We start from the raw sequence: 21819 nt of genomic DNA, 5'->3' as shown, positions 1-21819 counted from the left end.
GGTTGGCCGCAGCAAGAAGAACTCGCGCTGACCCGGGCTCCTCGAAACGGCCGGGCCCGGCGGGAGCGCCGAAAAATTTCGGGCCCATCGGCGCATCAGATGACGACGCAGCCTAGGACCGCTGTCATACGTGGTCAACGCGCTTGTGGAACCTATCGACGCAATTGTTATATACGCTGGTCGGGCAGGATGCGCGGGAAGATTAGCAGACGCGCCCAGCAATGCTGAATTGCATTGCCACTTATCACATCGAGACCGAACTGATCCCGAACTCCCCGGGCACCGGACGCCCGTTCTGCACCGATTCCGGCTGGCTGGCCACCCGACCAAAATAGACTGGAACTACGCGCAATTGCTCCATTCGGCCTAACGGAAACGCTGCCCAAAGGGCGATTCAGGGGCTTCTCTACCGTCAGGTAGGCTCTCGCGACGTTGGCTGGCTAAAAGCCGGCCGCACCGACTTTTCAAGCACCATTTCCCCCGACCCCAGAGGAAGTCAACGCAACCCCGGAAAGTCATCTTCGAATAGGTTCCGGTCACGGGAAGTGACATTCACGGCCAAATGCCGCAACGTGACTACTCCTGGCAACCGGAAATGAATTTTCGATAACGCGATGCTCCCTCACGGCATCGCGCGGGGTTATGACGGCCCTGCAGTCGGACAAGTCCTGCCTTGGTCTGTTCTGAGTACGTCGGCACGCCTTTCCGCTCGGTGAATGGTCCCCGGTCGGGCCATTGAGTGCCGACGCGCGAGAGGAGTTTGGATGGTTCACCCCGCCACCGATCACGAGGAAGCCGCCCCGGCCTCCGGCACGCGGCGCCGGCGCTTCCTCACCTACGTCGCGGCGGCGCCGATGCTGACGATCGCCGGCAAGTTCGTCCTAGAGGGCGAAGCAGCCGCCGCGGCCGGTCCGGTCGCGGGGCAACTCCCGCTCCCGCCGGTCTCCGGGCTGATGGACTTCGGCGACATCATGGAGATCGCCACCGCTCCGACGATGGAGCTGATGAAGCTCGAGTTCACCGCGGACAACAAGGTCCGCTTCGAACTCCCGCGCCTCGAAGTCGGTCAAGGCCTCAACACCGCCGTCGTGATGCTGCTGGCCGAGGAGCTCGGCGCCCGGACCTCCGACGTCGTCGTCGAGCTCTCCGACGCGCGCCCCGAGCTGCTGTTCAACCAGTTCACCGCGGCCTCGTCGTCGGTGCGGACCTTCTGGAAGCCGCTGCGCCAGATGGCCGCCACGGCCCGCGCCCGGCTGATGACCGCCGCCGCCAAGAAGTGGAGCGTGTCGGCGAACTCGCTGACCGCCCAGGGCAGCGGCATCGTCGGCCCGGGCGGCCGCAAGGCCACCTTCGCCGAGCTGGCCAAGGACGCGGCCAAGGTCGTCGTCCCGTCGGTCCCGGCCACGCCGAAGAAGGCCTCCGAGTTCAAGGTCCTCGGCAAGGGCATGACCCGTTCCGACGGACGGGCCATCGTCACCGGCAAGGCGCACTACGTCTCCGACATGAAGCTGCCGAACTCGGTGGTGGCCGTCGTGGTCCGCCCGCCGACGCTGGGCGGCGAGGTCGAGTCCTTCGACGACTCGGCGATCCGCAACGCCTCCGGCTTCAAGGGCACCGCCGAGATCTCCAGCGGTGTCGCGGTCTGCGCCGAGTACACCTGGCAGGCCATGGAGCTGGCCAAGAAGCTCCAGGTCACCTGGAAGTCCGGCCCGATCACCGACATGTCCTCGGCCGACATCCAGGCCAAGCTCGCCGACATGGCGGGCAGCCTCGACGACTCCGTCAACGACGACGACGGCGACGAGATCGACGAGGGCTTCGACTTCGCGTTCGTCAGCCACGCGCCGATGGAGGTCAACTACGCGGTGGCCGACGTCAAGGACGGCCGCGCCGAGGTCTGGGTCCCGACCCAGTCCCCGCAGGACGCGCAGAAGGACATCGCCGCGAAGATCGGCGTGCTCGACGTGAAGGTGCACGTCACCCGCGCCGGAGGTTCCTTCGGCCGCCACCTGTTCCACGACGCCGCGGTCGAGGCCGCCGAGGTCTCCAAGGCCATCGGCAAGCCGGTCAAGCTGATGTGGACCCGCAACGACGACACCCGGCACGGCCGGATGCGTCCCGCCTCGCACCACCGCGTGAAGGCCTCCTTCCGCGCGGGCAAGGTCCGCTCCTGGTCGCACAAGATGGCCAGCGTCGCAACGGACTTCACCCACGGCCTCGGTGACCTGATCACCTCGACCGCGGTGGAGTCCGGGATCGGCAAGCTCCCGGCCGCGCAGCTGTACTTCAACCTGACCCAGTCGGTGCCCTACGAGTTCGGCGCGACCACGATCTCGCTGCACGACCTCGACCTCGACGGCGTCAACACCGGCAGCTGGCGCTCGGTGCACTCCGGCACCTTCCGCGTCGCCGAGGATCTGGTCGTCGACCAGATCGCGGAGAAGGCCGGTTCCGACCCGGCGAACTTCCGGCTGGACAACGCCAAGACCGACCGCGCCAAGGCCGTGCTCCAGAAGGTCATGGAGGAGGGCAACTGGGGTCGCCGGATGCCCAAGGGCCACGCCCAGGGCATCTCGATGCACGAGGAGTTCAAGTCGGTCGCGGCCTGCCTGGTCGAGATCAACGCCGCCGACCCGAAGAAGCCGCGGGTCACCAAGGCCGTGATCGTCGTCGACGCGGGCCAGCCGCTGAACCCGAAGGGCATCGAGGCCCAGATGATGGGCGGCCTGACCGACGCGATCTCGACGATCCTGCAGGCCGGCATCCACATCGACAACGGCGCGGTGCGCGAGGGCAGCTACGGCGACTTCTACTGGGCTCGCCAGGGCAACACCCCGCCGGAGCTGCAGATCCACGTCATGCCCGCCACCACCGACGAACCGGGCGGCGTGGGCGAGCTGGGCGTTCCGGTGTGCGGTGGCGCGATCGCCTGCGCCTACGCGCGTGCGACCGGCACTCGGCCGCGCAGCTTCCCGATCAACTTCTGATTCCGGCCTGATCCTTCGAGGAGTTCCCGAGCGACATGCCCAAGTACGAGTTCACCGTCAACGGCAAGGACGTCGAGGTCGACGTCCCGGCGGAGATGCCCCTGCTGTGGGTGCTGCGCGATCAGCTGCGCATCACCGGTCCCAAGTACGGCTGCGGCGTCGGCGTCTGCAGGGCCTGCACCTGCTTGCAGGACGACGAAGAGGTCCAGACCTGCATGGTCAAGGCCGAAGACGCCGACGGCACCGAGATCACCACGATCGAGGGCCTGGCCGACGGAGATGAGCTGCACCCGGTGCAGCAGGCGTGGCTGGACCGCGACGTCGCCCAGTGCGGCTTCTGCCAGCCGGGCCAGATCATGACCGCCGTCGCGCTGCTCAACGAGAAGGGCGACGACGTCACCGACGCGGACATCGACAAGATCGAGAACGTCTGCCGCTGCGGCACCTACGGCCGGATCCGCCAGGCCATCAAGCAGGCCGCCGAGAACATGTGAGCCGTTGCCGGGGTCTCCTCGGGCTCGCGGTGGGGCCGGGGAGACCGCGGACGGTTTTAGCCATAATCACCCATGATCAATGTCCGTTTCGTCCGGACAGTTATGGCTAAAACCGTCCACTGCCAACCACCGTTGGCACGGTCACGGCTTCCCGAACGAGTCCACAGAGAAGTTGATGAGGGCATTGACACTTCGCAAGTCTTACGCCGCCGGACTGGTCGTCGCCTGCGCCGCGCTGTCGGCGTGCAGCGGCGGGGCTCCCGCCGAGGACCACAGCGCGCACATGCAGCACTCCGGTGGAGAGCAGGCCGGTGGCGGCATGCAGATGAACATGGGTGACCCCAACGCCACCCCGGCCAAGGACGTGGCGGGAGCGCAGCTGCGCAGCAACCCGTTCCAGCTGCTGCCCACCCGCCCGCCGGGGCTCGACCAGGCCCAGGGCACCGCGTGGCTGGCGCTGCACCAGGGCGGCACCACCGTGACGCTGGAGATGACCGGTCTGCAGCCCAACGGCGAGTACATGGCCCACGTGCACGCCAAGCCGTGCGCGGAGGAGAACGGCGGCGGTCACCTCAAGTTCGACCCCGCCGGTCCCGAGACGCCGCCGAACGAGATCCACCTGGCCTTCACGGCCGACGCGAGCGGCAAGGGCTTCATGACCGCCGAGAACGACAAGCGGGCCGACGCCGCGAAGTCGCTCGTGGTGCACCCGGCCGAGTTCTCCGACAACCGCATCGCATGTGCCGACTTCTGAGACCCACCCTCGGCGCGGTCCTGACCGCGCTGCTGGCCCTGCTGAACCTGAGCGCGGGCACCGCGCTCGCGCACAGCGGGCTCAACTCGGCCCAGCCCGGCCCGGGCGAGACCGCCCAGGCCGGGGTGGACCGGATCGAGATGGACTTCGCGGGCGCGCTGGACGCGTCGAAGCCGCCTCATGTCGAGGTGAAGAACCCCTCCGGGTCGAACCTCGTCTCGGGTGAGGCGGAGGTGGACGGCAACCACGTGACCGTCCGCATGGAGGCGTTGAAACCGGGCCTGCACACGGTGAAGTACACGACCACCTTCGACGACGGGCACACCACCGAGGGCGGCTACTACCTCAACGTGGCCCCGGCCCCGCCGGGCCAGTCCGACGACAACGGCTACACCTTCTGGCTGGCCGTCGGCGGCGGCACGGTGATCGTGATCCTGCTCCTGGTCGTCATAGCCCTGATACCCAGGCGCTCCCAGGACGAGGAGTGATCTCGGAGAACGTCCCCCTTCCCGAAGGTTCGGTGAGGGGGACGTTCTTCGTCCCTACAGGTGGGCCTTCGCGAGCTTCGCGGCGAGGGTGGTGAGGATGGGGGCCGGGTCGGCCATGCAGCGCTGCGGGTCCGGTTCGACGTCGAGGAGGGCGTGGGCGGCGTCGATGCCCGCCTCCGCGAGGCGTTCCGGGGTGAGGTCGCAGCGGCCCGCGATGGCCACGACCGGGATGCCGGCCGCGATCGCGCGGGCCGCGACACCGGCCGGGGCCTTGCCGTGCAGGGTCTGCTCGTCGAGCGCGCCCTCACCGGTGATGACCAGTCCCGCCCCGTCGAGGTGGCGGTCGAAGTCCACCAGGTCCAGCACCACGTCCACGCCCGGCCGCATCGTCGCGCCCAGCGCCGCCAGCGCGGCGTAGCCGACGCCTCCGGCGGCGCCCGCGCCCGGCTGATCGGCGACGTCCCGGCCGCCTGCGGCCTTCATGACCTGCGCGTACTTGCCCAGCGCCGCGTCCAGCAGCTCGACCTGCTCGGGGTTGGCGCCCTTCTGCGGGCCGTAGACGTGGGCCGCGCCGTTCGGGCCGGTGAGCGGGTTGTTCACATCGGACGCGAGGATCAGCTCCACCTCGCCCAGCCGCGGGTCGAGCCCGGACAGATCGATCTCGCCGACGTCGGCCAGCGGCCCGCCGCCGGGCGCGACCGGGTTCCCGTTGGTGTCCAGGATTCTCGCGCCGAGCACGGTGAGCAGACCGGCCCCGCCGTCGGTGCAGGCGCTGCCGCCGACGCCGAGCACGATGCGCCGGGCGCCGGTGCTGAGCGCGGCCAGCAGCGCCTCCCCGGTGCCGTCGCTGGAGGCGCCGAGCGCATCGAGGTCGTCGGGGTCCAGCAGCGCCAGGCCGGAAGCGGAGGCGAGCTCGACCACGGCCGTCTCGCCGTCGTAGGCGATCTCGGTGTCGACCGGGTACCCGGTCGGGCCGCTCACCGGCACCGTCATCCGGGAGTACCCGGCCGCCAGCGCGGCTTCCACGGTGCCGTCGCCGCCGTCGGCGACGGGCGCGAGCCGGATCTCCACGTCCGGGCGCTCGGCGCGCAGCCCGGCCGCGACGGCCTCGGCGACCTCCGGCGCGGTGAGCGTTCCCTTGAACTTGTCCGGTGCGATGAGAACGGGACCGGGCAACTGCGTCCTCCTTGGTTCAGCGCGAGATCCAGCCGAAGGATTCGGTGCTGGCGCCGCTGGGTCGGTACTCGAGTCCGATGTGGCCGGTGTAGCCGACCTCGTCGAGCCTGGTGAAGTAGTGGTCGAAATCGATCGATCCGGTGCCGGGTTCGCCGCGTCCCGGCGAGTCGGCGATCTGCACGTGCCCGATCGCCTCCGGGCGCTCGTCGAGCACCGCGTCCGGATCATCCCCGTTGGTGACCAGGTGGTATAGGTCGAACAGCAGGTGGACGTCGTCCACCCCGCCGGCCTCGCGCACCCGGTCGACGACGGCGAGCCCGTCGGCGGCGGTCCGCAGCGGATGCGCCGGGATCCCGCTGACCGGCTCGATGAGCACGGTACCGCCGATCCGGGCGACGCTGCGCGCGGCGCGCACCAGGTTCTCGGTCGCGATCTCGTCCTGGGCGCGCGGATCCACGCCGTCGATCCGGTTCCCGTAGAGCGCGTTGAAGGCGCGGCAGCCGAGCCGCTCGCCGATCTCGCAGAGCACGTCGATGTTGGCCGCGAACTGCCCGGCCCGGTCGGGATCGGACAGCACTCCGCGCTCACCGGCGGCCAGGTCGCCGCCGAAGAAGTTCAGTCCTACCAGCGACACACCCGCGTCGTCGATGGCGCGGATGAACTCCTCCACCTCGGACTCGGCGGGCACGGGCGCGTCGAAGGGCCACCAGAACTCGACCTCGTCGAACCCCGCGGCCTTGGCGGCGGCGGGGCGTTCGAGCAGATCGAGCTCGGTGAACAGGATCGACAGGTTGACGTCGAATCGGTCCGTTCTCATCGGCTTCCCGTGTGGGTCGTGTCGGCGACCGGACGCTACCGTCTCGACAGGGAGGTCGGTCATGATGCTGCGCGCAGAGTTCACCACGGAACCGTTCGAGGGGGAAGGCGAGCCGCCGGCGCACGCGCTGGCCGCCCGCGACTGCCTGCTCGCCGCGGGCCTGGATCCGGACTTCGGTCCGCTGGGCACGGCGATCACCGCGGACCGCGAGCGGTTGCTGCCCGCGCTGGCGGAAGTGCTGGACAAGGCGCTGGCGGCGGGGGCGAGCCGGATCACCCTGCAGGTCACCGCCGACGGCGACCAGGTCTAGGCTGGTCGCGATGCATCCGCTGGCTCACGCGATCGCCCCGCTGCTGGAACAGATCGGCGGCACCGCCGTACCCGTCGACCAGCGGGAACCCGGTGACATCGTGCTCCACTGGGAAGGTTCCCCGGCCGTGGCCGTGCGGGTGCCCGGGCAGGAGCTCACCAGCGCCCTGGACCGGATGATCCGCGCGGTGGAGACCGAGCTCGGCGCCAAGCTGCCGGACCTGCCCCGCCCGGAGAAGCAGAAGGCGGTCCGGCTGCTGGAGGAGCGCGGCGCGTTCAACATGCGCAAGTCCGTCGAATCGGTCGCCAAGGCGCTCGGCGTCAGCCGCTTCACGGTCTACAACTACTTGAACCGGGAGCAGTCCGAGGGCTGACCTCGCGCACCTGGAGTTCACTTCCGCATCATCGTTAACCTGGGTTTTTCAACAAACTGTTGACACCCCGTCAGGCCAGTCGTAACTTTTTGCGCACCGGACCGGCACTGCGGTCACCGGGTTCGCCCGGGACCATCCAGCCGGCATGTGAACCACTTCAGCGGAGAAGCGCATGGCTACGACCACCGGTGTGCAACGGCTCAACGACTCGTCCCGAGCCGATCTCATCGACAGGCTGCTGAGCTGCCTGGACATCACCCGATGGGCGGCCGACGTCGCCGACGCGCGCCCCTTCGCCGACGCCGAAGCCGTGCTCAAGGCCGCCGACGTCGCCGCCCCCGGACTCACCGACTCCGAGATCCACCAGGCCCTGGCAGCGCACCCCCGGATCGGGGAGCGCCCGAAGGACACCGGCCGCAGCGCCGAGTTCTCCCGCAGCGAGCAGGCCGCGGTCAGCGACGACCTCGCCGAGGAGCTGCGGGCCGCCAACCTGGAGTACGAGGAGCGCTTCGGCCACGTCTACCTGGTGTGCGCCAGCGGCCGCAGCGGTGAGGAACTCCTGGAGATCCTGCGCTCCAGGCTCGACAACACCCCGGCCGACGAGCTGCGCATCGTCGACTCCGAACTCCGCAAGATCGCCGCTCTGCGGCTGGCGAAAGAGATCGAAGCATGAGCGCTGTGACCACCCACGTCCTCGACGCCGCCCAGGGCAAGCCGGCGACCGGCGTCGCCGTCCGGCTGGAGACCGCCGACGGGAAACCCCTGCCCGACGGGACTCCGGCGGCCACCGGCCGGACCGACGCCGACGGCCGCTGCCGCGACCTCGGCCCCGACCGCCTCGACGCGGGCGACTACCGGCTGACCTTCAACACCGGCGAGTACTTCGACCAGCGGGGTACCGCGACCTTCTACCCGGAGGTGGCGATCACCTTCCGGATCACCGATCCCGAGCAGCACCACCACGTTCCACTGCTGCTGAGCCCGTTCGCCTACTCCACCTACCGAGGGAGCTGAATCATGGGCATCTCCATGGGCCCGAACCAGTACGGCAAGGCCGAGGTCCGCATCGTCACCGTGGACCGCTCGACGCCGCGGCACTCCATCAAGGACCTCAACGTCAGCAGCGCGCTGCGCGGTGACCTCGACGCGGTGCACCTGACCGGCGACAACGGCAACTGCCTGCCGACCGACACCCAGAAGAACACCGTCTACGCCTTCGCCAAGCAGGAGCCGATCGGCGAGATCGAGGACTTCGCGCTGCGGCTGGGCAAGCACTTCGTGTCCACCGCCGACGGCATCACCGGCGCCCGCATCCTCATCGACGAGTACAACTGGCAGCGGATCCAGGTCGAGGGCACCGGCCACGACCACTCGTTCTCCCGCGCCAACGACGAGAAGCGCACCACCGCGGTCACCATCGACGGCGACCGGGCGCACGTGGTCTCGGGCATGAAGGACCTGGTGGTGCTCAAGTCCACCGGCTCGGAGTTCTGGGGCTACCCGAAGGACCAGTACACGACGCTGGCCGAGACCAACGACCGCATCCTGGCCACCGCGGTCACCGCTCGCTGGCGCTACCTGAGCACCGACGTCGACTGGGGCAAGAGCTTCGAGTCGATCCGCGCGACGATGCTGGAGGCCTTCGCCACCACGCACAGCCTCGCGCTGCAGCAGAGCCTCTACGAGATGGGCAAGGCCGCGCTGGAGAAGCACCCCGAGCTGGCCGAGGTCCGGCTCTCGCTGCCCAACAAGCACCACTTCCTCGTCGACCTCTCCCCCTTCGGCCTGGAGAACGACAACGAGGTCTTCTTCGCCGCGGACCGCCCCTACGGCCTCATCGAGGGCACCGTCCGCCGCGACGACGTCGAAGACGCCCCGATGGCCTGGTACTCCCTCGCGGAGTTCTGAGACTCCTCCACTGGACCGGCTCGTCTTGCGCAGCGGTGCAGGTAGCGGTGCAAGTTGCGAGGGTGGGATCTACACCTCGCGGCTCCGCCGCTCGCGCTCGCAGCAGGATCACGAGCCATGAAACACCTTGGTAACCAAGGCGTTCCGAATGAGACGCCCGGTCCGCCGTGCCCAAAAGTCCACTGTGGATCGTAATTGCGTTGCAACACAACGAAAACCCGGAAAGAACAGCTAGTGCCGATAGTGACGTGAATTCAAGAACCGGCGGGCTTGGGAGCTAGAGCATGGCCAGAACCGACACCGGAAGCGCAGTGCACCCGGTCGACGAGGTACTACCACCGACACGACTCATCGCCTTCGGCGTGCAGCACGTCGCGGCGATGTACGCGGGAGTGGTGGCACCACCGCTGATCGTCGGCGAGGCCATCGGCCTCCCCCCGTTGCAGATGACGTTGCTCATCGGCGCCAGCCTGTTCACCGCGGGCATCGCCACGGCGCTGCAAGCCCTGGGCGTGTGGAAGATCGGCGCCCGGATGCCGTTCGTCAACGGTGTGACGTTCGGGTCCGTGGCGCCGATCCTCGCGATCGTCGCCCAGCAGAGCGGGTCGGCCAACCCGCTGTCGGTGGTCTACGGATCGGTGCTCATCGCCGGCGTGCTCGCCTTCGTGGCGGCACCGTTCTTCTCCCGGCTCGTGCGGTTCTTCCCACCGGTGGTCAACGGCACCGTGATCACCCTGATCGGGCTCTCGCTGATGCCGGTGGCGATCAAGTGGATCGCCGGTCAGGACAGCGATGCCCCCGACTACGCCGCACCCCAGAAGATCCTGCTCGGCGCCATCACGTTCGTGCTGGTGCTGCTGTTCAACCGCTTCCTCACCGGGTTCCTCAACCGGATCGCGCTGCTCATCGGCCTGCTCGCGGGCACCCTGATCGCCTGGCCGATGGGTCTGATCGACACCAGCACCTTCGAATCCGCCCCGCTGTTCAACCTGCCGATGCCGTTCGAGCTCGGCGCCCCCGCGTTCAGCCTCACCGCGACGCTGTCCATCTGCATCGTGATGCTCGTGGCGATGATGGAGAGCACCGCCGACATGATCGCGCTCGGCGAGATCGTGGACCGGCCCGCCGACGAGAAGACCATCGCCGCGGGCCTGCGCGCCGACGGCGCGGGCAGCGCGATCTCCGCCCTGTTCGGCGGTTTCACCTGCAGCGCCTTCGCGCAGAACATCGGCCTGGTCGCGCTGACCGGCGTGCGCAGCCGCTTCGTGGTCGCCACCGGCGGCGGCGTGCTGGTGCTGCTGGGGCTGTTCCCGGTGGCGGGCGCGGTCGTCTCGCTGGTGCCGCAGCCGGTGCTCGGCGGGGCCGCGCTGGTGCTGTTCGGATCGGTCGCCACCAGCGGCATCCGCACCCTGAGCACGGCCGGTCTCGACGACCCGCGCAACGGGCTCATCGTCGCCGGAGCCCTCGGGCTCGGCCTGATCCCGGTCGTGGCGCCGTCCTTCTACGAGCACTTCCCCGCGGCGCTGCAGACCGTCCTCGACTCCGGCATCAGCACCGGCTGCATCGCGGCCCTGCTGCTGAACCTGCTGTTCTCCCAACGGCAGAAGAAGACCGAGTTGGCCTAGCGCCGGAAATGCCGGGAGCCGCACGGTTTTTGCCGTCACTCAACTGAGATGTTCACAGTCCGCATTGCTCCACGCGCATGAATATCGGCTCGTGAACGGACCCATTCACAGTTGCGCGGGAAACCATCGCCGACCGGGCTCGTTGATCCTCCAAATGCCGCGCCAACCCCAAGGAACTCGTATGCGGATGCGGAGCCTGATCACCACGAGCCTGGTCGGCTTATCACTGGTGGCCACCCCAGCGAGCGCCGGCGCCGCCGCCGGTGACCCGATGATCGACAAGCAGTGGGGCCTGCAGCAGCTGCACGCCCCCGAGGCATGGGCGACGAGCACGGGATCCGGCCAGACCATCGCGGTGGTCGACACCGGCGTGGACCTCGGTCACCCCGAGTTCGCCGGGAAGCTCGTCCCGGGCGCCACCTTCTCCTGCGGCGGAGCCCCGGCACCCTGCGGCAACGGCGACTGGACCGGCACCGACGGCGTCGGCCAGGAGACCGACGTCCACGGCACGCACGTCGCGGGCATCGCGGCGGCGGCCGCGGGCAACGGAGCCGGCGGCGCGGGTGTCGCCCCGGACGCCAAGATCATGCCGATCAAGGCGCTGGAGAACGGTACGGGCACGTTCGAGGAGATCGGGGCGGGCGTGCGCTACGCCGCCGACCACGGCGCCAACGTGATCAACCTGAGCCTGGGCGCCCAGCCGGGCATCCAGGTGCTGACCCTGCTCGGCCTGCAGTCGGCCACCAAGGACGCCATCGCCTACGCCCGCGACAAGGGCGCGGTCGTGGTGGCGTCGGCCGGAAACGAGACCTCGCCGCTGTGCGACACCCCGTCCTGGGAGCAGGGCGCGCTGTGCGTGGCGGCGACCGACGCCGACGAGATGCACGCCGTCTACTCCAACCTCGGCGTCAAGCTCAACCTGCGGGCCGTCTCGGCCCCGGGCGGGTCCTCGCTCGGCGACTGCGACGCCGACGTCTGGTCCACCGTCCCGCGCGGGGCCGGCAGGCCGGAGTGCGGGCAGGCCGACTACGACGCGCTCGCGGGCACGTCGATGGCCGCCCCGCAGGTCGCCGGTGTCGCGGCGCTGCTCGGTGCGCAGGGACGGGACGCCGCCGACGTCGAGGACGCGCTGATCCGCACGGCGCGGACCCCGGTCGTCGGTCTGCGCGGGGTCTACAACCCCGTCTACGGCTACGGCGTCGTGGACGCCGCGGCCGCGGTCGCCTACCAGGGCTGACCTCCGCCCCCGGAAGCCGCGGCTGGTAGTAGCTCTCGCTATTACCAGCCGCGGCTTTTCATTCGCTGCGCGAAGCGCTTTTCATTCGAAATCGGTCGCATGAGCCACTCGATCTACGGAAGAATGGTCCGATGGGTTGCCCCCGAGTGACCCGAATGATCATGAAATCCCCCGGGAGCGTGCAGTGGACCTTTCCAAGCTGTTCAACATGGTGTCCCCCGCGAAGCAGCATCATTCGCGCGGCAGCAGCGACCACCGCCGACGGCGCCACGACAGCAGCGACGACCACCGCCGTCGTCGCGACAGCAGCGACCACCGCCGCTACCGGCGGGACAGCAGCGACGACCACCGGCGTCGCCGGGACAGCAGCGACCACCGCCGTCGCCACCGCAGTCACAGCTGATCTCCGCTGTGCTGATCGATTCGGTGACCTCGTCCTACTACTACGGAGAACCGGAGCAGGACTGGGGAACGCCGGGAGCGCCGCTGGCGCCCGGCGATTCCCTGGCCTCCGGCTACCACGTCGTCGACCACATGCGGCGCGGCAGCCGCCTCGACGTCTACGACGTCTGGAGCGAGCAGCGGTCCTGCCGCTGCATCGCCAAGACGATCCGGCCCGAGCGCGCCGGCGATGAGCGCGCGATCGCGTGGCTGCGCAACGAAGGCGTGCTGCTCACCCAGCTCACCCACCCGCACCTGGTGCGCGGCTACGAGATCGTGCGCAGCAACGAACCCGAGCGCCCGGTGGTGATCACCGAGACGTTGCCCGGGCACACGCTGAGCTACCTGATCAGCGCGCTGGGCAAGCTCCGGCCCGCCGACGCGGCGGTGCTGGGCATCCAGCTGTGCTCGGTGCTCGGCTACCTGCACGGGCACGGCTGGGCGCACCTGGACGTGAAACCGTCGAACGTGGTGGAGATCGGCGGCCGCGCGGTGCTGCTGGACCTGAGCCTGGTGTGCCGGATCGGCGAGAAGAGCTCGGCGGGCACCTTCGACTACCTCTCCCCGGAACAGGCCCGGGGCGAGCGGATGTCACCCGCCGCCGACGTGTGGGGTCTGGGAGTGACGCTCTACGAGGCGTTGTCGGGCACCACGCCGTGGGCGTCGGCCTCGCACCGGGAACGCACCGCGGGCGGCAGCAGGCACTACCCGCAGCGCGACGAGCAGGCTGCCCCGCTGCGCACCCACCGGAGGCTCCCCGCGATCCTCTCGCGCACCGTCGACGCCTGCCTGACACCGGACCCGAAGTCGCGCCCGAGCATCGCCGAGGTCTCCGCCCGGCTCGTCGAGTTCTCCGGCGTGGACCCCCGATCCGTGGGGACCTAGCGGCGGCGGAAGGCGATCGCGCACGCCACGACGGCGGTCGCTAGAGCGAGCTGGCCACCCCAGACGATCTTGTTGACGCTCACGGCCGGGTGCCAGGAGACCGTCCCGTCGGCCCTGATCGAGAACGCGCCCAGCGCCCGGCCGCGCACCGCTCCGCCACCTCCCGACTCGTCGTCGCGGCCGCCCCACCCCCCGGCGAGCTGCACCTCGCCGACGGGGACGAGCGTGGTGTCGCCCTGTCGCACGGGCTCCCCGAAGATCTGGTGGTCGCCGAGGTGGCCCTTGAGCCTGTCGAGCACGTCCTTCTCCATGTCCGATCCCTTCGCGTGACGTCTGCGAGCAGTGTGCCCGGTTCGCCGCGTAACACGCTGTGCACATGACCGGAACGCGTGCGTCACGACCCCCGGCCTCGACGTCCGTATTTTCGAGGGCTGTCGGATTTCGGGATCACGAGGAGGAATGACGTGAACACCCTCCGCGTTCTGGGGAGCTCGGGCGTTCTGGGGAGCATGGGTCTTCTGGGGAGCATGCGATGAGCAGGAAGCGCGTGGTCGGCCGGACGGGCGCGCGGTTCGGCTCGGCCGCGATGCGCGAGACGTGGGAGGCGGCCGAGTCGGAGGAGGACCTGCTCCCGCCCGACGAGGACGACTCGATCACCGAGCTCTCGGGTGCCCGGTTCGGCTCCCCGTCGCTGCGCAGACGCTGGAAGCGCGAGGCCGAGCGAGCCCGCGAGCCCGTGGAAACCGAAGCGCTGCAACCGATTCCGCCACCACCGGAACCGGGGTCCGAACCCACCGAGCTGATCGAGGCCAGGCCCGTCCCGCTCCGGCCCCTCCCGGAGACCGAGTGGGACGAGCCGCCCGCCTCGCTGATCCGCCCGTACGCGCACACCGCCGGTCGCACCCGGGCGCGCCGGTCGCTGCCGCTGGAGGCGCTGATCTCCGCGACCGGCCGCTGCCCGCTCGACGACCGACCGCCGGAGTGGCGGACGATCGCCGGGTTGTGCGCGGCGCCCCGGTCGGTCGCCGAGATCTCGGCGACGCTGTCGATCCCGGTGGGCGTCGCGCGCGTGCTCATCTCCGACATGGCCGACTCGGACGCGGTCACCGCCCACGACACCGCCGGGGGCGGCGGCCCGGTGCCGGACCAAGCGCTGATGCAGCGCGTCCTCGAAGGACTGCGGCGGCTGTGAAGACCTAGCGGATGTCGAGGACCACGGCGGTGACGTTGTCGTCGGCGTCGTGGTCGAGGGCGGCTTCGACGAGCGCGTCGCAGATCTGCTGCGGTTCGGCGTCGGTGCCCAGCAGCGCGGCGAGTTCCTCGGGGGTTTGGGCGTTGTAGAGCCCGTCGGTGCACAGCAGGACGCGGTCGCCGGGCTCGACCGGCACCTCGGCGTGGTCGACCTCGACCTCGGGCCCGACGCCGATGGCCCTGGTCAGCACGTGCCGGTACTGGTGGTTGCGGGCCTCGTCGTCGGTGACCCGGTGGGCGCGCAGCAGCTCGGCCGGGACCGTGTGGTCATCGGTGAGCTGCTCCAAGTTCCCGTCGCGCAGCCGGTAGAGCCGGGAGTCGCCGACGTTGAGCGCCACCGCTCCGGCGTCCTCGGTCATGGCCAGCGCGACGACGGTGGTCCCCATCGACGTGCCGTCTCTGTTCGCGCGCTCCCACACCACCTCGTTGGCCCGCCGCACCGCCTCCAGCAGTCCGGAGGTCGTGCGGTCCTCGGCGAAGGCCTGCTCCAGCGCGTCCAACGCGAGCCGGCTCGCGACGTCGCCCTGGGAGTAGCCCCCGATCCCGTCCGCCACGGCGAACAACCCCTCGGCCACGAGCGAGGAGTCCTGGTTGGTCTCCCGGCCACCGACGTGCGTGCTGCTCCCCGCCAGAACTGTGCTGGTCACGGCATATCCCTTCCTAGGCGGTGCTGCGGCCCAGGAACACCGCACCGTCGCGGGACCAACGCCCGCCACGACCACTCCCGGATGCCCAACAGCTCGTACAGCCCAAGAGCATGGACCCGCACCCCCGCGAAATCCCAACCCCACACGCCCCCGCACCCAACCCGAGACAAAAACCCGGCGTTCACCCGATCGAAAACCCCGGTTTTCGTCGCGCGAAAACAGCGGTTTTCGCGCGACGAATCCGATGGTTCTCGACCTGGTCCGGGTGGTCCGGGTGTGTCGGGAGCGGGGTCAGAGGCGGCCGAGGGCGCGGAGGTCCGGTTCCGGGAGGCCGGTGAGGGCCTTGACCTCGTCGGCGTCGGTGGCGCCGTTGTCGAGGGCGCGGACGAAGGAGGCCGCCAGGGCGCGGGCCGTGGCGGGTTCGTCGAGGACCTCGGCGGACCCGGTGCCGGTGTAGGCCGCGAGGCGGGCCGCCTCGGCCGGAGCCGAGTCGCGGAACGCCGCGAACACCGCCGCGTAGCGGGTCACGAGCTGGGCCGGGTGCAGGTCCCAGCCCTGGTAGAACCCGTGCTCCAGGGAACGCCGCACCAGCCCGTAGTGGGTCTGCCAGCCGTGGACGACCCGGTCGCCGACGGGCAGCACGTTGGTCGAGCCGTCGGACAGGAACACGCCGGTGCCGGCCGCGGCCACCTGCATGGCGTGCCGCGCGTAGTCGCAGGCGCGGTGCGCGAGGTGCTGGTGCGCGGCGGTGAGCCCGCAGGACGCGGTGTAGTCGTAGGTCCCGAAGTGCAGGCCGGTCACCCGCCCGGCCCCGGCGCGCAGGAAGCGCGGCAGCGCGAAGCGGCCCTCGGAGTCCACGATGGACTGCGTGGTCTCGACCTGGATCTCGAAGCGCAGCGCGCCCTCGTCGAGCCCGAACCGCTGCTCCAGCAACCCGAGGATCTCCACGAACACCTCGACCTGCGCGACGTCGACGACCTTCGGGAAGGTCAGCACGAACCCGTCGGGCACGCCGCCGGTGCGCGCCAGCAGCGCGGTCAGGAACAGGTCCAGCGTCCGCACCGAGCGCTCGCGCAGCTCGGGCGTGTCGTAGGACTTCACGCGGAGCCCGAAGTTCGCCGGTGCCACGCCGTCTCGCAGCCAGTCGGCCACGACCGCGGCGGTGCGCACGGCGTCGTCGTCCTCGGCGTCGGCGAGGTACCCGTCCTCGAAGTCGATCCGCAGGTCCTGCACCGGGGAACCGGCCAGCTTCGCGCGGATCCTGGGGTGCACGGCTTCGGCGATCGCCGAGGTCAGGCCGAGGACCTCGGCCAGTCTCGAGGGTGTGGCGGCGTGCTCGTCGAGCACCGCCAGCGCCTGATCGGCCCAGTCCCGCAGCACGGTCGCCCCGACCTTGTCGGCGGGGACGTAGCAGGTGTGCACGGGTTGCCGGTCGGAACGAGCACCCGGGTAGGTCCGCACCATGTGCTCGTCCACAGTGGATAAACGAGCAAGCCGCCGGGCGACTTCCGCGGAATCCAACGAGGTTTCAGCCACTTGCACCCTCCCTAGAGACAAAGCGGGGGCACCGGTGCGCCCGGTACCCCCGCGATGACAACTCAGTCGATCTGCTCGTACGCGGGCAGCGTCAGGAAGTCGACGAACTCGTCGGCCACCGCCACCTGCTCGAACAGCTCCACGGCGCGGGAGAGGTTCTCGGTCGGGAACCCGGGCTCCGCGCGCAGCGCCTTCTCCGCGTCCGCCAGCGTCTGCCGGACCAGCTCCAGCGTCACGGTCTGACCGTCGGCCAGCTTCACGCTGTTGTGCAGCCACTGCCAGAGCTGCGAACGCGAGATCTCGGCGGTCGCGGCGTCCTCCATCAGGTTGTGGATCGCCGCGGCGCCGTTGCCGCCCAGCCAGGACACGATGTAGCGGACACCGACGTCCACCGCGCCGCGCACGCCCTCGATGGTCTTCTCACCGGGGGTCTCCGACACCGCGAGCAGCTGGTCGGCGGTGACGGTGACGTCGTCGCGCTTGCGGTCGATCTGGTTCGGCTTGTCGCCCAGGACCGCGTCGAACTCCTCGAAGCAGATCGGCACCAGGCCCGGGTGCGCCACCCAGGAACCGTCGAAGCCGTCGCCGGCCTCGCGCTTCTTGTCGGCGTGGACCTTCTCCATCGCCGCGGCGTTGGAGTCGTCCTTGGTCGGGATGAACGCGGCCATGCCGCCGATGGCGAACGCACCGCGCTTGTGGCAGGTGCTCACCAGCAGCTCGGTGTAGGCGCGCATGAACGGCGCGGTCATGGTCACCGCGTTGCGGTCCGGCAGGATGTACTTGTCGGAGTCGCGGAAGGTCTTGATGACGCTGAACAGGTAGTCCCAGCGACCGGCGTTGAGACCCGCGGAGTGGTCGCGCAGCTCGTAGAGGATCTCCTCCATCTCGAACGCGGCCGGGTAGGTCTCGATCAGCACCGTGGCGCGCACCGAGCCGTGCGGGATGCCCAGCTCCTTCTGCGCGTGGGTGAACACGTCGTTCCACAGCCGGGCCTCGAGGTGGCTCTCCATCTTCGGCAGGTAGAAGTACGGGCCGCTGCCGCGGTTGAGGAGCTCCTGGGCGTTGTGGAAGAAGTGCAGGCCGAAGTCGACCAGCGCGGCCACGACCGGCTTGCCGTCGACCTCGATGTGCTTCTCGTCGAAGTGCCAGCCGCGCGGGCGCACCAGCGGGACGGCGTGGGTGACGTCGTCGCGCAGGGTGTAGGACTTGCCGCCCGGGACGTGCAGCTCGATCTGCTTGCGGACCAGGTCGAAGAGGTTGACCTGACCGGAGACGACGTTGTCCCAGTGCGGGGTGTTGGCGTCTTCGAGATCGGCCAGCCAGACCTTCGCGCCGGAGTTCAGCGCGTTGATGGCCATCTTGCGGTCGGTCGGGCCGGTGATCTCCACGCGGCGGTCGGCGATGTCGGCCGGCGGCGCGGCGACCTGCCAGTCACCCTCGCGGATGTGCTTGGTCTCCTCGAGGAAGTCGAGGCGACCCTTCTCGGCGGCTTCCGCGCGACGCTGCTTGCGGCGTTCGAGCAGCTCATCGCGCCGAGCACCGAAGGCGCGCTGCAGACCGGCCACGAACTGCAGCGCCTCGGCGGTGAGGATCTCGTCGCCGCGCTCGACGGCGCCGCCGAGGACCTTCACCCCTGCCGTTTCGGACATGAATCGTCCACCTCTTTCTGCTGCCGGATTTCAGACGGTGGCTGAGGGCTCACCTTGCCGCGTGACGAGCCGGCGCGCACCCGCGAGCAGGGCCGTCACAAGCGGAGAACATCCACATGAAATTCTGCATCGTGGATGTTAGTTTCCACATAGCGTCAAAAGCAACATGAGCTTGCGCACGCGCCACGAACTAGACTTCGGCTGGATCCACAAGAGGGAGTTCTGCGATGACGACTGGCCCACGGCGGGCGAACCAGGGCGGAGGGGTGCAGTCGGTCGAGCGCACCTTCGAGCTCCTGGAGCTGATGGCCGATGCCGGCGGCGAGGTCGCCCTGTCCGAGCTGGCCGACAAGTCCGGACTGCCGCTGCCGACCATCCACCGCATCATCAGGACCTTGGTGAACAGCGGTTATGCCCGTCAGCAGCCTTCGCGGCGGTACGCGCTGGGCCCGCGGCTGATCCGGCTCGGCGAGACCGCCAGCCGCGCGCTGGGCTCCTGGGCGCGGCCGTACCTGGCGGAGCTGACGGAGGTCACCGGCGAGTCGGCGAACATGGCCGTCCTCGACGGCACGCAGATCGTCTACGTCGCCCAGGTCCCCTCACCGCACTCGATGCGGATGTTCACCGAGGTCGGCCGCCGGGTCGACGCCCACGCCACCGCCGTCGGCAAGGCCGTCATGGCCACCATGCCCGCCGACGAGGTCACCCAGCTGCTCTCGCGCACGGCGATGAACCCGCAGACCGAGCGGACCATCACCGACGTCGAGGCGATGCACGAGGAGCTGGGTCGCATCCGCGAGCAGGGCTACGCCGTCGACGACGGCGAGCAGGAGGTCGGCGTCCGCTGCTACGCGGTCGCGGTCCCCGGTGCCCCGGCGGGCGCGGGCATCTCCATCTCGGGCCCGGAAGGCCGCATGACCCGCATCGCCACCGACGAGATCATCCCCGTCATGCAACGCCTCGCCCGATCCCTCTCCACGGAGCTCAGCGCAACCGCCTGACCGGCTCCCGATTTCAACGGAAGTCGGGTTCCTGATTTCCATTGAGATCGGAGACCCGACTTCCATTGAAATCGCGGCGACGGCGGGACCACCAGAGCAGCGCGACGATGACCGCGGCCAGGGCCAGGACGGGGAGGCCGAGGAGGCCGACAGTGGTGCGGACGTGGTCGTAGGCGTCGCCCGAGTAGGCGCCGAGGAGGGTCAGGCCCGTTCCCCAGAGGAGGCCGACCGGGGTGTTGCAGGCCGTGAAGCGCAGGTGGGACATGCCCGAGCGGGCCGCCAGGCGCGGGACGAGGGTGCGCACGACGGCGAAGCACTGGGAGATCGCGGCGGTGCGCCCGGCTCGCCCGTCCAGGGCGGATTCGACGCGCTTCACGCGGGCCTCGCCCACCCGCTCGACCAGGCGCCGGTTCAGCGCGCCGGGGTGGGAGCCGCGGTAGAAGCCGTGCTGGCAGCCGAGGACCGTGGCCGCCGAGGCGCCGAGCGCCGCCGCCCACACCGGCAGGGCCGTGCCCGGCCAGCCAGCCCAGCGCCAGGACCGTGCCCGACCCGGGCAGGAAGACCCCGATGAGCAGCCCGGACTCGGCGAACAGCACCGCCGCCGCGACCGCCAGCGCGAGCAGACCGGGGAACCCGGCCAGGAACTCCGTCACCCGGTGAGCTCGCCGAGCCGTTCCGGCCAGCCCTCGCCGTGCGGCTCCAGGGTGAGCTCGCGGACGTCGTCCTGCCTGCGGCGCAGCCGCAGCATCAGGTGCGTGTCGGAGAGCTGGTCGGCCAGGCCCTCGCCCCACTCCACCACCACGACGGCGTCGGTGAGGTCGGTGTCCAGGTCGAGGTCGTCGATCTCCTCCAGCCCGCCGAGCCGGTAGGCGTCGACGTGCACCAGCGACGGCCCGTCGGTCTCCGGGTGGTGCACCCGGGCGATCACGAACGTCGGCGAGGTGATCCGGCCGGTCACACCCATGCCCGCCGCGATGCCGCGGGTCAGCACGGTCTTCCCGGCACCCAGCGGTCCGTCGAGCAGCAGCAGGTCGCCGGCGCGCAGCGCGGTGCCCAGCCGTCGGCCGAACTCCAGGGTGTCGGTTTCCTGCGGCAGTTCCACGGTCTTCAGCGCGGCGCTCAACTCCCGGTCCCCTTCTTGAACTTCATCCCGGTGGCGCGCCGCAGCATAGCCACGATCTCGTTGGTGACCAGCTCGGGGCGTTCCAGCATCACCGGGTGCCCGGCGCCCTCGACCTTCACCAGCGTCGCGTCCGGCAGCTCACCGGCCAGCACCTCGGCGTGCGGGGAGAACGGCGTGAGCTTGTCGACGTCGCCGCTGAGCACCAGCACCTCGCAGGTGCTGAGCGCGGCCAGGGCCTTCTTGCGATCGTGCAGGCTGATCGTCTCCAGGAAGTCGGTGACGACCTCGACGGAGGTGGCGCCGATCATCTCGGCCATCAGGTCCACCACCGCCGGGGACACCTTGCGGTCCCCGAACGACAGCGCGCGGATGATGCTCCACGCCAGCCGGTCGCCCATCTTGCGGGTGCGCTCGACCAGGCCCGGGTTGAGCTCGGACAGCAGCGCGAGGCCGCGCGGGACGGGGTTGGCGCGGGACAGCCAGGTGCGCGGCAGCCCGGCTTCGCCGAGCTGACCGGCGGAGGTGCCGATGAGGGCCACCGCGCGGACCCGGTCGGCGAACAACTTCGGGTTCTGCTCGGCCAGCGCCATGATCGTCATGCCGCCCATCGAGTGGCCGACCAGCGCGATCGGGCCGCGCGGGGCGGCGGCGCGCAGGACGGCGTCGAGGTCGCGGCCGAGCTGGTCGATGGTGCTGTTCTTCTTGCTGGAGTGGCCGGAGCGGCCGTGGCTGCGCTGGTCGTACTGCACCAGCCGCACCTTGGGGCCGAGCAGTCCGGGCAGGTCGCGGCGCTGGAAGTGCCAGCACCGGGAGTCCAGCGCGAAGCCGTGCACGAGCACGACGGTCAGCGCGGGCTCGCCACCGGAGGCCGGGCCGATCTCCTGCACCGACAGCGGGACGCCGTCGTCGGCGGCGACGGTGGACTGCCGGTCCGGGCGCAGCCTGCCGAGAGGTTCCTCGACGAACGCCTCGTCGCCCTTGCGCTGCACGGCGGCGCGCGTGCTGTGCGCGGCCGCACCGACGGCGGCGCCGGTGACCGCGGCTCCGATCACCCCGCTCGTCCAGGCCAACGCCTGCCACACCGGTTTCACGTCGCCTCCAGTCGGCTCCAGCGGCG

General features: G+C 70.0%; 24 protein-coding genes. 15 read left to right on the top strand and 9 right to left on the bottom strand.

Annotation, left to right across the window (positions count from 1 at the left end):
* Nucleotides 1–764 precede the first annotated feature (764 nt).
* The 4 genes from REH65_RS20240 (at nucleotide 765) to REH65_RS20225 (ending at nucleotide 4723) form a co-directional block, all read left to right on the top strand.
* Entirely contained in the window at nucleotides 765–2987 is a 2223-nt protein-coding gene (locus REH65_RS20240) for a molybdopterin cofactor-binding domain-containing protein (RefSeq protein ID WP_406688672.1), read from the top strand.
* A 35-nt stretch (nucleotides 2988–3022) separates the two neighbouring features.
* Nucleotides 3023–3481: a (2Fe-2S)-binding protein gene (locus tag REH65_RS20235; protein ID WP_281453595.1), complete on the top strand. Its 459-nt coding sequence runs from the start codon at nucleotides 3023–3025 to the stop codon at nucleotides 3479–3481.
* A gap of 175 nt (nucleotides 3482–3656) precedes the next feature.
* A complete protein-coding gene (locus REH65_RS20230; protein WP_406688671.1) occupies nucleotides 3657–4235 on the top strand; it encodes a hypothetical protein in 579 nt (192 codons plus the stop codon).
* A complete protein-coding gene (locus REH65_RS20225) occupies nucleotides 4220–4723 on the top strand; it encodes a copper resistance CopC family protein (protein WP_406688670.1) in 504 nt (167 codons plus the stop codon). Before REH65_RS20230 ends, REH65_RS20225 begins: the two co-directional genes overlap by 16 nt.
* Before the next feature lie 54 nt (nucleotides 4724–4777).
* Here the strand turns inward: REH65_RS20225 and REH65_RS20220 are convergent, their stop codons facing one another.
* Both REH65_RS20220 and REH65_RS20215 read right to left on the bottom strand, forming a co-directional pair.
* Nucleotides 4778–5899, bottom strand: a complete 1122-nt coding sequence (locus REH65_RS20220; protein WP_406688669.1) for a glycerate kinase — start codon at nucleotides 5897–5899, stop codon at nucleotides 4778–4780.
* Nucleotides 5900–5915: 16 nt separating this feature from the next.
* Complete coding sequence (locus REH65_RS20215) at nucleotides 5916–6716, bottom strand: hydroxypyruvate isomerase family protein (protein ID WP_406688668.1); 801 nt, start codon at nucleotides 6714–6716, stop codon at nucleotides 5916–5918.
* A 61-nt stretch (nucleotides 6717–6777) separates the two neighbouring features.
* Here REH65_RS20215 and REH65_RS20210 point away from each other — a divergent pair, with 61 nt between their 5' ends.
* The 9 genes from REH65_RS20210 to REH65_RS20170 all read left to right on the top strand — a co-directional run bounded on the left by REH65_RS20210 (nucleotide 6778) and on the right by REH65_RS20170 (nucleotide 13495).
* Nucleotides 6778–7026, top strand: a complete 249-nt coding sequence (locus REH65_RS20210; protein ID WP_281455320.1) for a hypothetical protein — start codon at nucleotides 6778–6780, stop codon at nucleotides 7024–7026.
* Nucleotides 7027–7036: 10 nt separating this feature from the next.
* The gene (locus REH65_RS20205; RefSeq protein ID WP_281455321.1) at nucleotides 7037–7399 is read left to right on the top strand and encodes a helix-turn-helix domain-containing protein; all 363 of its coding nucleotides are present in this window, start codon (nucleotides 7037–7039) and stop codon (nucleotides 7397–7399) included.
* Between the two features lie 172 nt (nucleotides 7400–7571).
* Nucleotides 7572–8072: a 2-oxo-4-hydroxy-4-carboxy-5-ureidoimidazoline decarboxylase gene (uraD, locus tag REH65_RS20200; RefSeq protein ID WP_406688667.1), complete on the top strand. Its 501-nt coding sequence runs from the start codon at nucleotides 7572–7574 to the stop codon at nucleotides 8070–8072.
* Nucleotides 8069–8413: a hydroxyisourate hydrolase gene (uraH, locus tag REH65_RS20195; RefSeq protein ID WP_281455323.1), complete on the top strand. Its 345-nt coding sequence runs from the start codon at nucleotides 8069–8071 to the stop codon at nucleotides 8411–8413. Before uraD ends, uraH begins: the two co-directional genes overlap by 4 nt.
* Nucleotides 8414–8416: 3 nt before the next feature.
* Nucleotides 8417–9307 (top strand): factor-independent urate hydroxylase, encoded by an 891-nt coding sequence (gene pucL / locus REH65_RS20190; RefSeq protein WP_406688666.1) that lies wholly within the window; start codon nucleotides 8417–8419, stop codon nucleotides 9305–9307.
* 284 nt (nucleotides 9308–9591) lie between these two features.
* The gene (locus REH65_RS20185) at nucleotides 9592–10932 is read left to right on the top strand and encodes a nucleobase:cation symporter-2 family protein (protein ID WP_281455325.1); all 1341 of its coding nucleotides are present in this window, start codon (nucleotides 9592–9594) and stop codon (nucleotides 10930–10932) included.
* Between the two features lie 181 nt (nucleotides 10933–11113).
* The gene (locus tag REH65_RS20180) at nucleotides 11114–12169 is read left to right on the top strand and encodes a S8 family serine peptidase (protein WP_406688665.1); all 1056 of its coding nucleotides are present in this window, start codon (nucleotides 11114–11116) and stop codon (nucleotides 12167–12169) included.
* A gap of 184 nt (nucleotides 12170–12353) precedes the next feature.
* On the top strand, nucleotides 12354–12572 hold the full coding sequence (locus REH65_RS20175; protein WP_281455327.1) for a hypothetical protein: 219 nt from the start codon (nucleotides 12354–12356) through the stop codon (nucleotides 12570–12572).
* Between the two features lie 8 nt (nucleotides 12573–12580).
* The gene (locus REH65_RS20170; RefSeq protein WP_406688664.1) at nucleotides 12581–13495 is read left to right on the top strand and encodes a serine/threonine-protein kinase; all 915 of its coding nucleotides are present in this window, start codon (nucleotides 12581–12583) and stop codon (nucleotides 13493–13495) included.
* On the opposite strand, the gene REH65_RS20165 is transcribed toward REH65_RS20170, so the two are convergent.
* Entirely contained in the window at nucleotides 13492–13806 is a 315-nt protein-coding gene (locus REH65_RS20165) for a hypothetical protein (RefSeq protein WP_406688663.1), read from the bottom strand. The two genes, REH65_RS20170 and REH65_RS20165, sit on opposite strands and share 4 nt — an antisense overlap.
* A 221-nt stretch (nucleotides 13807–14027) precedes the next feature.
* Here REH65_RS20165 and REH65_RS20160 point away from each other — a divergent pair, with 221 nt between their 5' ends.
* Entirely contained in the window at nucleotides 14028–14687 is a 660-nt protein-coding gene (locus tag REH65_RS20160; RefSeq protein WP_406688662.1) for a DUF742 domain-containing protein, read from the top strand.
* Nucleotides 14688–14691: 4 nt separating this feature from the next.
* On the opposite strand, the gene REH65_RS20155 is transcribed toward REH65_RS20160, so the two are convergent.
* The 3 genes from REH65_RS20155 to aceB form a co-directional block, all read right to left on the bottom strand.
* Complete coding sequence (locus REH65_RS20155; protein WP_406688661.1) at nucleotides 14692–15393, bottom strand: protein phosphatase 2C domain-containing protein; 702 nt, start codon at nucleotides 15391–15393, stop codon at nucleotides 14692–14694.
* A gap of 291 nt (nucleotides 15394–15684) precedes the next feature.
* A complete protein-coding gene (locus REH65_RS20150; RefSeq protein ID WP_406688660.1) occupies nucleotides 15685–16869 on the bottom strand; it encodes a DUF6986 family protein in 1185 nt (394 codons plus the stop codon).
* Between the two features lie 122 nt (nucleotides 16870–16991).
* Nucleotides 16992–18578: a malate synthase A gene (aceB, locus tag REH65_RS20145; RefSeq protein ID WP_406688659.1), complete on the bottom strand. Its 1587-nt coding sequence runs from the start codon at nucleotides 18576–18578 to the stop codon at nucleotides 16992–16994.
* Nucleotides 18579–18805: 227 nt separating this feature from the next.
* On the opposite strand from aceB, the gene REH65_RS20140 reads away from it, so the two are divergent.
* Nucleotides 18806–19579, top strand: a complete 774-nt coding sequence (locus REH65_RS20140; RefSeq protein WP_281455334.1) for an IclR family transcriptional regulator — start codon at nucleotides 18806–18808, stop codon at nucleotides 19577–19579.
* Between the two features lie 13 nt (nucleotides 19580–19592).
* Here the strand turns inward: REH65_RS20140 and REH65_RS20135 are convergent, their stop codons facing one another.
* The 3 genes from REH65_RS20135 to REH65_RS20125 form a co-directional block, all read right to left on the bottom strand.
* On the bottom strand, nucleotides 19593–20078 hold the full coding sequence (locus REH65_RS20135; protein WP_406688658.1) for a DedA family protein: 486 nt from the start codon (nucleotides 20076–20078) through the stop codon (nucleotides 19593–19595).
* A gap of 150 nt (nucleotides 20079–20228) precedes the next feature.
* Nucleotides 20229–20702 carry a tRNA (adenosine(37)-N6)-threonylcarbamoyltransferase complex ATPase subunit type 1 TsaE gene (gene tsaE / locus REH65_RS20130; RefSeq protein ID WP_406688657.1) on the bottom strand — a complete coding sequence of 158 codons (474 nt, stop codon included), beginning with the start codon at nucleotides 20700–20702 and terminating at the stop codon, nucleotides 20229–20231.
* On the bottom strand, nucleotides 20699–21793 hold the full coding sequence (locus REH65_RS20125; protein WP_406688656.1) for an alpha/beta fold hydrolase: 1095 nt from the start codon (nucleotides 21791–21793) through the stop codon (nucleotides 20699–20701). The genes tsaE and REH65_RS20125 overlap by 4 nt, the downstream gene beginning before the upstream one ends.
* Nucleotides 21794–21819 lie beyond the last annotated feature (26 nt).

This window comes from Saccharopolyspora sp. ID03-671, from assembly GCF_045278815.1.
Lineage (GTDB): Bacteria > Actinomycetota > Actinomycetes > Mycobacteriales > Pseudonocardiaceae > Saccharopolyspora > Saccharopolyspora ipomoeae.
This window is presented reverse-complemented; position numbering and strand designations above follow the sequence as displayed.

Bases quoted from the DNA above. Each gene is read 5' to 3' on its own strand.
- REH65_RS20240 (WP_406688672.1), top strand. From the start codon at position 765: ATGGTTCACCCCGCCACCGATCACGAGGAAGCCGCCCCGGCCTCCGGC.
- REH65_RS20235 (WP_281453595.1), top strand. From the start codon at position 3,023: ATGCCCAAGTACGAGTTCACCGTCAACGGCAAGGACGTCGAGGTCGAC.
- REH65_RS20230 (WP_406688671.1), top strand. From the start codon at position 3,657: ATGAGGGCATTGACACTTCGCAAGTCTTACGCCGCCGGACTGGTCGTC.
- REH65_RS20225 (WP_406688670.1), top strand. From the start codon at position 4,220: ATGTGCCGACTTCTGAGACCCACCCTCGGCGCGGTCCTGACCGCGCTG.
- REH65_RS20215 (WP_406688668.1), bottom strand. From the start codon at position 6,716: ATGAGAACGGACCGATTCGACGTCAACCTGTCGATCCTGTTCACCGAG.
- REH65_RS20210 (WP_281455320.1), top strand. From the start codon at position 6,778: ATGATGCTGCGCGCAGAGTTCACCACGGAACCGTTCGAGGGGGAAGGC.
- REH65_RS20205 (WP_281455321.1), top strand. From the start codon at position 7,037: ATGCATCCGCTGGCTCACGCGATCGCCCCGCTGCTGGAACAGATCGGC.
- uraD (WP_406688667.1), top strand. From the start codon at position 7,572: ATGGCTACGACCACCGGTGTGCAACGGCTCAACGACTCGTCCCGAGCC.
- uraH (WP_281455323.1), top strand. From the start codon at position 8,069: ATGAGCGCTGTGACCACCCACGTCCTCGACGCCGCCCAGGGCAAGCCG.
- pucL (WP_406688666.1), top strand. From the start codon at position 8,417: ATGGGCATCTCCATGGGCCCGAACCAGTACGGCAAGGCCGAGGTCCGC.
- REH65_RS20185 (WP_281455325.1), top strand. From the start codon at position 9,592: ATGGCCAGAACCGACACCGGAAGCGCAGTGCACCCGGTCGACGAGGTA.
- REH65_RS20180 (WP_406688665.1), top strand. From the start codon at position 11,114: ATGCGGATGCGGAGCCTGATCACCACGAGCCTGGTCGGCTTATCACTG.
- REH65_RS20165 (WP_406688663.1), bottom strand. From the start codon at position 13,806: ATGGAGAAGGACGTGCTCGACAGGCTCAAGGGCCACCTCGGCGACCAC.
- REH65_RS20160 (WP_406688662.1), top strand. From the start codon at position 14,028: ATGAGCAGGAAGCGCGTGGTCGGCCGGACGGGCGCGCGGTTCGGCTCG.
- aceB (WP_406688659.1), bottom strand. From the start codon at position 18,578: ATGTCCGAAACGGCAGGGGTGAAGGTCCTCGGCGGCGCCGTCGAGCGC.
- REH65_RS20140 (WP_281455334.1), top strand. From the start codon at position 18,806: ATGACGACTGGCCCACGGCGGGCGAACCAGGGCGGAGGGGTGCAGTCG.